13 protein-coding genes are annotated in these 9301 nt (G+C 45.5%); 11 read left to right on the forward strand and 2 right to left on the reverse strand.

The window, feature by feature from the left end; all coding sequences use genetic code 11:
* From endA to ruvX, 5 genes are all read left to right on the forward strand, one after another.
* Positions 1-689: deoxyribonuclease I (gene endA / locus CAG68_RS14960; RefSeq protein ID WP_443083873.1), on the forward strand; the 689-nt coding region annotated here is incomplete at its 5' end.
* A gap of 112 nt (positions 690-801) precedes the next feature.
* Complete coding sequence (gene rsmE, locus CAG68_RS14965; RefSeq protein WP_025768830.1) at positions 802-1533, forward strand: 16S rRNA (uracil(1498)-N(3))-methyltransferase; 732 nt, start codon at positions 802-804, stop codon at positions 1531-1533.
* A gap of 13 nt (positions 1534-1546) precedes the next feature.
* Positions 1547-2497: a glutathione synthase gene (gshB, locus tag CAG68_RS14970; RefSeq protein ID WP_005381021.1), complete on the forward strand. Its 951-nt coding sequence runs from the start codon at positions 1547-1549 to the stop codon at positions 2495-2497.
* 127 nt (positions 2498-2624) lie between these two features.
* Positions 2625-3188, forward strand: a complete 564-nt coding sequence (locus tag CAG68_RS14975; RefSeq protein ID WP_005381020.1) for a YqgE/AlgH family protein — start codon at positions 2625-2627, stop codon at positions 3186-3188.
* A gap of 35 nt (positions 3189-3223) precedes the next feature.
* On the forward strand, positions 3224-3649 hold the full coding sequence (gene ruvX / locus CAG68_RS14980) for a Holliday junction resolvase RuvX (RefSeq protein ID WP_005381017.1): 426 nt from the start codon (positions 3224-3226) through the stop codon (positions 3647-3649).
* A gap of 62 nt (positions 3650-3711) precedes the next feature.
* Here ruvX and CAG68_RS14985 read toward each other — a convergent pair whose 3' ends face one another.
* The gene (locus tag CAG68_RS14985) at positions 3712-4818 is read right to left on the reverse strand and encodes a PilT/PilU family type 4a pilus ATPase (RefSeq protein WP_005381016.1); all 1107 of its coding nucleotides are present in this window, start codon (positions 4816-4818) and stop codon (positions 3712-3714) included.
* A gap of 30 nt (positions 4819-4848) precedes the next feature.
* On the reverse strand, positions 4849-5889 hold the full coding sequence (locus CAG68_RS14990; protein ID WP_005381015.1) for a type IV pilus twitching motility protein PilT: 1041 nt from the start codon (positions 5887-5889) through the stop codon (positions 4849-4851).
* A gap of 28 nt (positions 5890-5917) precedes the next feature.
* Between CAG68_RS14990 and CAG68_RS14995 the strand changes: the two genes are divergently transcribed.
* The 6 genes from CAG68_RS14995 to CAG68_RS15020 all read left to right on the forward strand — a co-directional run.
* A complete protein-coding gene (locus CAG68_RS14995; protein ID WP_005384521.1) occupies positions 5918-6619 on the forward strand; it encodes a YggS family pyridoxal phosphate-dependent enzyme in 702 nt (233 codons plus the stop codon).
* Positions 6620-6778: 159 nt separating this feature from the next.
* Positions 6779-7597, forward strand: a complete 819-nt coding sequence (gene proC / locus CAG68_RS15000; RefSeq protein ID WP_086047047.1) for a pyrroline-5-carboxylate reductase — start codon at positions 6779-6781, stop codon at positions 7595-7597.
* Between the two features lie 52 nt (positions 7598-7649).
* Positions 7650-8207 carry a YggT family protein gene (locus CAG68_RS15005; RefSeq protein ID WP_005381012.1) on the forward strand — a complete coding sequence of 186 codons (558 nt, stop codon included), beginning with the start codon at positions 7650-7652 and terminating at the stop codon, positions 8205-8207.
* On the forward strand, positions 8207-8497 hold the full coding sequence (yggU, locus tag CAG68_RS15010) for a DUF167 family protein YggU (RefSeq protein WP_005393980.1): 291 nt from the start codon (positions 8207-8209) through the stop codon (positions 8495-8497). Before CAG68_RS15005 ends, yggU begins: the two co-directional genes overlap by 1 nt.
* 128 nt (positions 8498-8625) lie before the next feature.
* The gene (locus CAG68_RS15015; protein WP_005381010.1) at positions 8626-9057 is read left to right on the forward strand and encodes a DUF4426 domain-containing protein; all 432 of its coding nucleotides are present in this window, start codon (positions 8626-8628) and stop codon (positions 9055-9057) included.
* A 118-nt stretch (positions 9058-9175) separates the two neighbouring features.
* The coding region (locus CAG68_RS15020) for a non-canonical purine NTP pyrophosphatase (RefSeq protein ID WP_337250515.1) at positions 9176-9301 on the forward strand (126 nt) is incomplete at its 3' end.

A 9301-nucleotide genomic window follows, 5' to 3' on the forward strand; every position in this document is an offset into this window, starting at 1 on the left:
ACTTACTCTCTCTGTTGCTTATCGCGCTTTCTAGCACTGCGATTGCCGCGCCACCGAGCTCATTCTCTGCAGCCAAACGTGAGGCGGTCAAAATTTATCAAGACCACCCAACAAGCTTCTACTGTGGCTGTAACATTCAATGGCAAGGCAAGAAAGGCTTACCCGATTTAGCCTCTTGCGGTTACCAAGTCCGTAAACAAGAAAAACGGGCTGCACGAATCGAATGGGAGCACGTTGTTCCTGCGTGGCAATTTGGCCACCAGCGTCAATGCTGGCAAGATGGCGGACGTAAAAACTGTAAGAAAAAAGACAAAACTTTTCGTTTGATGGAAGCAGACTTGCACAACCTAACTCCTGCTATTGGTGAAGTAAACGGTGACCGTTCGAACTACAACTTCAGCCAATGGAACGGTATGGATGACGTGAGTTATGGTCGCTGTGAGATGCAAGTGAACTTTAAGCAGCGTAAAGTCATGCCACCAGACCGTGCGCGTGGCTCAATTGCTCGTACCTATCTATACATGAGCAAAGAGTACGGTTTCAAACTGTCGAAGCAGCAAACGCAATTAATGAGTGCTTGGAACAAAACCTATCCTGTCGATAAATGGGAATGTGAGCGTGACGAGCGCATTGCAAAAGTACAGGGCAATAACAACCCATTTGTTCAAGAAGCCTGCCGCGCACTGTAACCTCCGACCTCGAAGCGTTTCAATTACTGATATTGAAACGCTTCTGCCCCTTGTTTTTTCGGTGCAAAGCATCCATGTTAGGGTTTAAGTTTATTCTCTTGCTGGAAATCTCATGCGTACCCCTCGAATTTATCATCCAGAAACCATTCATCAACTTGGCTCACTTGCTTTAAGTGACGACGCAGCAGGCCATATCGGTCGTGTTTTGCGCATGAAAGAAGGCCAAGACGTTCTCCTTTTTGACGGCAGTGGCGCAGAGTTCCCAGCGGTTATCAGTGAAGTCAGCAAGAAATCAGTTTTGGTTAACATCACCGAGCGCGTAGAAAACAGTATTGAATCCCCTTTAGATCTGCACCTTGGTCAAGTCATTTCACGTGGCGATAAGATGGAGTTCACCATCCAAAAGTCTGTTGAACTTGGCGTCAATACCATCACTCCTCTGATTTCTGAACGTTGTGGCGTCAAGCTTGACCAAAAGCGTTTTGAGAAAAAACTCGCGCAATGGCAGAAAATCGCCATCAGTGCCTGTGAGCAATGTGGGCGTAATGTCGTGCCCGAAATTCGTCCAATTATGAGCTTGGAAGAGTGGTGTAAAGAAGAGTACGATGGTTTAAAGCTTAACCTTCACCCTCGTGCTAAATACTCAATCAACACTTTGCCAACCCCGGTTGAAAAAGTGCGCCTACTGATCGGTCCTGAAGGCGGTTTATCGTCTGAAGAAATCGAGATGACTCGAGAATACCAATTTGAAGAAACGCTACTCGGCCCTCGCGTTCTGCGTACCGAAACAGCGGCTCTGACAGCAATTACAGCCTTACAAGTTCGTTTCGGCGATCTTGGTTAAACGGAGAAAAATAATGATCAAACTCGGTATCGTAATGGACCCAATCTCGTCCATTAACATCAAAAAAGACTCTAGCTTTGCCATGATGCTTGAAGCGCAACGACGCGGCTATGAAATCCACTACATGGAAATGAATGATCTGCATCTCGATCAAGGCGTTGCCATTGCAGATACTAAAGTGGTGGAACTAAAAGAAGATCCAAACGGTTGGTACGAGTTCAAATCAGAGCAAACTATTGAACTGTCTGAGCTAGACGCTGTGCTAATGCGTAAAGATCCTCCGTTTGATACTGAATACATCTACGCGACTTACATCCTTGAGCGTGCAGAAGAACAAGGTGCACTGATCGTTAACAAGCCTCAAAGCTTACGTGATTGTAACGAAAAGCTGTTTACAGCATGGTTCCCAGAGCTGACACCTACAACGATCGTGACGCGAAAAGCAGAAAAAATTAAAGAATTTCGTGAAAAACATGGTGATGTCATCCTGAAACCGCTTGATGGTATGGGTGGCGCGTCCATCTTCCGTGTGAAAGAAAACGATCCAAACGTCTCTGTGATCATCGAGACATTGACTAACCACGGTCAAAACTACGCAATGGCACAAACCTTCGTGCCAGACATCAGCAACGGTGACAAACGTATCCTAGTGGTAGATGGCGAACCTATGCCTTACTGTCTAGCACGCATTCCTGCTAAAGGCGAAACGCGCGGCAACCTAGCCGCTGGTGGTACTGGTGAAGCTCGTCCGCTAAGCGAAACCGACCTCAAAATTGCGCAAACCGTTGCTCCGACACTGAAAGAAAAAGGCCTTATCTTTGTTGGCCTTGACGTAATTGGCGACAAGCTAACAGAAATCAACGTCACCAGCCCAACCTGTATTCGCGAAATTGAAGCAGCTTTTGATATCTCAATCACAGGCAAGCTGATGGATGCGATTGAGCGTCGAGTAAAAGGCGAATAACTCAAACTGTATTACAGTTAATAGAGAGCGTAGTACATTAACTTAAGCAAACTCATGCACATACCTAGATGTAAATTGTATGATGTTAGCTTAAGGGCATTTACGAGAGTTAAGGGTCAATATGAGTATGAATCTCACAAATCACTTTTTGGTTGCCATGCCTGGGATGAAAGATCCGTACTTTCAAAACAGCGTGATCTACGTTTGTGAGCACAACGAAGACGGCGCTATGGGGCTGATGATCAATGCTCCTGTTGATATCACCGTCGGCAACATGCTCAAGCAGGTGGAAGTTCAGCCAGTACACCCGCGCCTATTTGAAGCCAGTCTAGATAGACCAGTTTACAATGGCGGCCCAATCTCGGAAGATCGTGGCTTTATTTTGCATAAACCCAAAGATTACTACGAGTCCAGCGTCCAAATGACCGATGACCTCGCGGTAACCACTTCGCGTGATATTCTGTCGGTGTTAGGAACAGAAGCAGAACCAAGTGATTACTTAGTGGCACTTGGCTACTCCGGTTGGAGTGCAGGCCAATTAGAAAGTGAGCTGGTCGAAAACTCTTGGCTCACCATTGAAGCGACGCCTGAAATTATCTTTAATACACCAATCAACGAGCGTTGGAAGAAAGCGGTCGAAAAGCTGGGTATCGACCCAAGTCACCTTTCAGCAGACTCTGGACATGCTTAGTCCAAATATACAGTTACATTAGATAGAGACACCTTATGTCACGCACAATTATGGCTTTTGACTTTGGAACCAAAAGCATTGGTAGCGCTATTGGCCAAGAAATTACTGGTACAGCTTCCCCATTAAAAGCCTTTAAAGCCAATGACGGTATTCCAAACTGGGACGATATCGAAAAGCAAATCAAAGAGTGGCAACCAGATTTGCTAGTGGTCGGTTTACCGACCGATCTGCATGGTAAAGACCTTGAGACCATAACCCCTCGTGCACGAAAATTTGCTAAGCGTCTGCAAGGCCGATACGGATTGCCTGTTGAACTGCATGATGAGCGTTTATCTACTGCAGAAGCTCGTGCGGAGTTGTTCAGCATGGGCGGCTACAAAGCCCTATCGAAAGGTAATGTTGACTGCCAGTCAGCAGTGGTGATTCTAGAAAGCTGGTTTGAAGCCCTTTGGGGTGAGTAAACACTTCAAGCACAATGAAAAAAGGTTGGCTCCTGCCAACCTTTTTTTGTTTCTGGATTGGATTAATCCATATCGATCTTAACGTTCGCCAAACTGCCCGTAGAGAATGCTTCACCACGCTGCGTTTTCAACATCAAGCGCAGATCATTTGCCGAGTCGGCACTATGTAGTGCATCCTCTTCGCTGATCTTACCTTGCATCACTAACTTATAGAGAGATTGATCGAACGTCAGCATACCAAACTCATTTGAGCGAGCCATGGTTGACTTCAACTCATGTAAATCTCCGCGACGAATCAAATCCGACACACGTGGGCTATTTAGCAAGATCTCAAATACACCATGACGTCCCTGCCCATTTTTATCTCGGATCAACTGCTGACCAACCACGCCTTTTAGGTTCATCGACAAATCGAACAAGAATTGTTCTTTTTGATCTTTCGGTACCAAGTGAAGAATGCGCTCTAAAGCTTGGTTGGCATTATTGGCGTGCAACGTTGCCATACACAGGTGACCCGTTTCGGCGAAGGTCATCGCGTATTCCATTGTTTCACGGCTACGGATCTCACCAATCAAAATCATATCTGGTGCTTGGCGCAGCGAGTTTTTAAGCGCAACTTCATAGCTTTCCGTATCTAACCCAACTTCGCGTTGAGTCACGATACAGCGCTTGTGTTCATGCACGAATTCGATCGGATCTTCGACCGTCAAAATGTGCCCGGTTTTATTGCTGTTTCGATAGCCTGTCATCGCCGCCATGGTGGTCGATTTACCCGATCCAGTAGCACCGACCACCAGCACCAAACCACGCTTAGCTATCGCCAAATCTTGCAACACTAACGGTAACTTTAACTGCTCAAAAGTAGGAATATTAGTTTCAATACGACGAATCACTGCGCCTGGTAACTCGCGTTGAAAAAAGGCACTCACACGGAAGCGACCACAATCTCTCACAATGGCAAAATTCGACTCGCGACTTTTACGAAACTCCTGACGCCGATCTGGTTCCATAGCGCTATCGAGTAATGCAGCCACATCACTCTCGGTGAGTTTTTCCCCTTGCGGACGCAATTCGCCATCCACACGAAATAGAATTGGCGCTCCAACCGTGATGTAAAGATCCGACGCTTTCAGCGCCAGCATGCCTTCGAGAAATTTATCTAGATCCATCTTCCGTATTCACCATTATCTGTATGAACGTTACGAGAATTGCTGCACTTCTAATCCGATCTTACTATCGACCTCTTCACGAGCAACCATGCCTTGCGCCATTAACTGACGAGCATTTTGCTCCATGGTTTGCATGCCGTGAGCCGCACCTGTTTGAATGATCGAATACATCTGCGCGACTTTGTCTTCGCGGATCAAGTTGCGAATCGCAGGCGTTGCCATCATAATTTCATGGCATGCAATACGGCCACCACCATTACGCTTCAGAAGCTTTTGCGCGATAACCGAACGAAGGGACTCAGATAGCATCGAGCGAACCATATCTTTATCACTACCAGGAAACACATCGATAATACGGTCAATGGTTTTTGCCGCCGAGCTGGTGTGCAACGTCCCGAAAACTAAGTGACCCGTTTCTGCCGCCGTTAAGGCAAGGCTGATGGTTTCTTTGTCACGCATCTCACCAACCAGAATAACGTCTGGGTCTTCGCGCAATGCACTACGCAAAGCATTTTGGAAACTATGGGTGTCACGGTGAACTTCACGCTGGTTGATCAAACATTTATTGTTGTTGTGAACAAATTCAATCGGATCTTCAATTGTGAGTACGTGCTTGTTGTGATTACGGTTAATGTAGTCAACAATGGCTGCTAAGGTCGTCGATTTACCTGAACCTGTTGGGCCAGTGACCAGAACTAAGCCTTTTTCAGCGTTCGCAATTTTTTTGAAGATCTCTGGCGCTTCTAGCTCTTCCAGAGTTGGAATGCTACTTGGAATGGTACGGAATACTGCCGCACAACCGCGAGATTGGTTGAAAGCGTTGACACGGAAACGGCCAACGTTATGCAACTCAAAAGAGAAATCGACTTCGAGTTTTTCTTCGAACTCACTGCGTTGGGCATCGTTCATGATTTCGAAAACCAAACGATGCACTTCTTGGTGTGTAAACGCTGGAATACCTAGTTTTCTCACATCCCCATCAATACGAACCATTGGTGGGACACCTGCAGAAAGATGTAGATCCGAGGCATTATGTTTTACACTAAAATCCAGTAACTCAGTGATATCCATTTAAAATCCTTAAGTCTAAAGTACAGCTATGAGTAGTATTCAACAAAATATTGAACATATCACCTCTCAAATTCGATATGACGAGCAAAAATGTGGTCGAACTCCAGAGTCAGTGCAACTTCTAGCGGTAAGCAAAACTAAACCTGTCGAGGCAATTCTCGAAGCCTACCAAGCGGGACAAACCGCCTTTGGTGAAAACTACGTCCAAGAGGGCGTCAGTAAAGTTCAGCACTTTGCCGAGCATTATCCAGATAATCGAATCGAATGGCACTTCATTGGCCCGATTCAGTCGAATAAATCGCGACTTGTTGCCGAACATTTCGATTGGGTTCACACCATCGATCGAACCAAGATTGCTCAACGCCTGAATGATCAGCGGCCAAGCGAACTTAAACCGCTACAAGTTCTGATTCAGGTTAACACCAGTGGTGAGGCATCTAAGTCTGGTGTCACTGAAGCGGAAGTATTCGAGCTGGCGGAGTTGATTTCTCGCCTACCCAACCTCACTTTAAGAGGGTTGATGTCGATTCCTGCCAACGTGTCTGACTACGAATCACAACTCCGTGAATTTCAGAAGTTGGCTACGTTGAAGCAAACACTCGAAGCACAGTTCCCAGAAATCGATACATTATCAATGGGAATGAGTGGTGATATGACCGCTGCAATCGAAGCTGGTAGTACAATGGTTCGTATTGGAACCGCTATTTTCGGCGCACGAGACTACAGCTAAATCAACAAAACGCTCACTCGCGACATAAGTTATGTCGTCAATCGTTAGAGCGTAAATGCGCAATCATCTTACTCGCCAATAGGAGCAGTAAGTAACAGCGGTGCCATTATACACCTGAGCGCACAACAAATTCTAAATATCATGATGGAAATCAGACAAATGGAACATAAAAAAATCGCCTTCATTGGTGCTGGCAACATGGTGAGAGCCATTGTTTCAGGCTTGGTTGCTAACGGATACCCAGCGCAAAACATTACTGCAACGGCTCCTTCAGAGGCTCGTCGCCTTCTGCTAGAACAAGATTTTGGCATCCGTACCACCAGCGATAACATCCAAGCTGCGACCGAGGCGGATGTGGTGGTATTGTCTGTGAAACCGCAAATGATGGCGGATGTCTGTAAACCACTGCAATCGATCGATTTCACTAATAAACTGGTGATTTCTATTGCCGCAGGCATCAACTGTTCTCGATTGGATGATATGCTAGCCACCAAATTGAACTTGGTTCGTGTTATGCCAAATACGCCATCGCAACTTGGGTTGGGTATGAGTGGATTATTCGCACCAATTCATGTAACCGAGCACGACAAAGCTTTTGCCGCAGAGTTAATGGAAGCGGTCGGTAAAGTATGTTGGGTTGAGCAAGAGTCAGGTATCAATAATGTGATTGCCGCTGCGGGCAGTGCTCCAGCATACTTCTTCCTGTTTATGGAAGCGATGCAAGCAGAAGCGATTGCGCAAGGCTTTGATAAAGAGAGCGCTCGACTATTGGTTCAGCAAGCTGCATTGGGCGCCGCCAGTATGGTGGTGAGCAACCCAGAAACTGAGCTATCGACCCTGCGTGAGAACGTAACATCGAAAGGTGGGACAACAGCAGAAGCACTGCGTACATTCAACGAACATCAACTTTCAGATATTGTCGCTAAAGCCATGCAAGCTGCTGTGGCTCGCGCGGAAGAAATGGAAAAACTGTTTTAATTATTTGGATGAACTCCGTTTAGTATCATCCATCACTTGTTAAGGGTACCTTATGAATTCAATGAGTTTTCTCATCTCAACCCTATTTGACCTGTACATCATGGTCGTAATTTTGCGAATTTGGTTGCAAGCTGCGCGCGCAGACTTCTACAACCCATTCTCGCAATTCATAGTAAAAGCGACTCAGCCGGTCATTGGTCCATTACGCCGCGTTATCCCTTCCGTGGGGAATATTGACCTAGCAACCGTGTTGTTTGCCTACGTGTTGTGTGTGCTTAAATTTGTCGTGCTTATCCTAATAGCTTCGAACGGTTCCGTCTCTTTCAGCGCTGACTTCTTATTCTTGGGCTTATTATCATTAATCAAAGCCGCAGGTGGCCTATTGTTCTGGGTACTATTGATCCGTGCAATTTTGAGCTGGGTAAGCCAAGGCCGCAGCCCTATCGAGTACGTATTCCATCAACTGACCGAGCCAATGTGCGCTCCAATCCGTCGTATTCTTCCGGCTATTGGTGGTCTTGATTTAAGCGTACTGGTGTTATTTATCGGCTTGCAGTTCGCGAACTTCTTAATGGGCGATATCATTGGTCCAATTTGGTTCCAGCTATAATGTCAGCTGCAGTTTGGCAAGATGGTGAGGACATCATCCTGAAGCTCTATATTCAACCTAAAGCTAGCCGCGATAAAATCGTTGGCTTGCATGGTGAAGAGCTAAAAATCGCCATTACTGCTCCACCTGTCGATGGCAAAGCTAATGCACACCTAACTAAGTTCTTAGCCAAGCAGTTTAAAATCGCTAAGGGCTTGGTTCACATAGAAAAAGGTGAATTAGGACGGCACAAACAAATTCGGATAGAATCGCCTACCCAGATACCGACAGAAATTAAAGCCATCTTATGATGGCTTTTTATTTACGATTTTGTACCACACTTACTAATACCAACGACTGAGTACGCATTTTTTACCCCCTGACCAAGGTAAAATTGCAGCTTTGGTTGTTTTATAACAAGTGCTTTAAGGAAGTAACAATGAGCAAATGGATTACCGCATTACTGATTAGCCTGTTGTCGTTACCAAGCTTCGCCGATCAGTTTAAAAATATGAAAGATATCGAAGTACACTATGTCGCGTTTAACTCAACATTCCTAACACCCAAAGTCGCACGTAGCTACGATATCAAACGTAATGGATACCTCGCTGTGGTTAATATTAGCGTGTTAGATAGAGCTTCATTGGGTAAGCCAGCATTAGAAGCAAAAATTGCTGGACGCGCGAAGAACCTTATCGGCCAAACTCAGACCTTGACCTTTCGTGAAGTCAAAGAAGGCAATGCGATATACTATTTAGCCGAACTACCAATTACCCACGAAGAAACTTTTACTTTCGATATTGACGTAAAAGCTGGAAACAAAGGCTCAGGTAAGCTTAAATTCACCCAGAAGTTTTATGTTGAAGAGTAATTGGGTTGTGATGTTCCAAAAGCTTTTGGATCTAAGCAGGCTAAAAACCACTTATTAGTTAAAGAATATCTAGAGGAGAACGATTTGTTCTCCTCTATCACTATTAAAAGAGATTCCCATGAAAAAAATTGTGCTAGCAACTGGTAACCAAGGCAAAGTTCGTGAAATGGCAGATTTGTTGTCTGACTTCGGCTTTGAAGTATTAGCGCAAAGTGAATTCAATGTATCGGAAGTAGCTGAAACG

Source organism: Vibrio sp. V42_P2S4T144 (genome assembly GCF_009904715.1).
Lineage (GTDB): Bacteria > Pseudomonadota > Gammaproteobacteria > Enterobacterales > Vibrionaceae > Vibrio > Vibrio alginolyticus.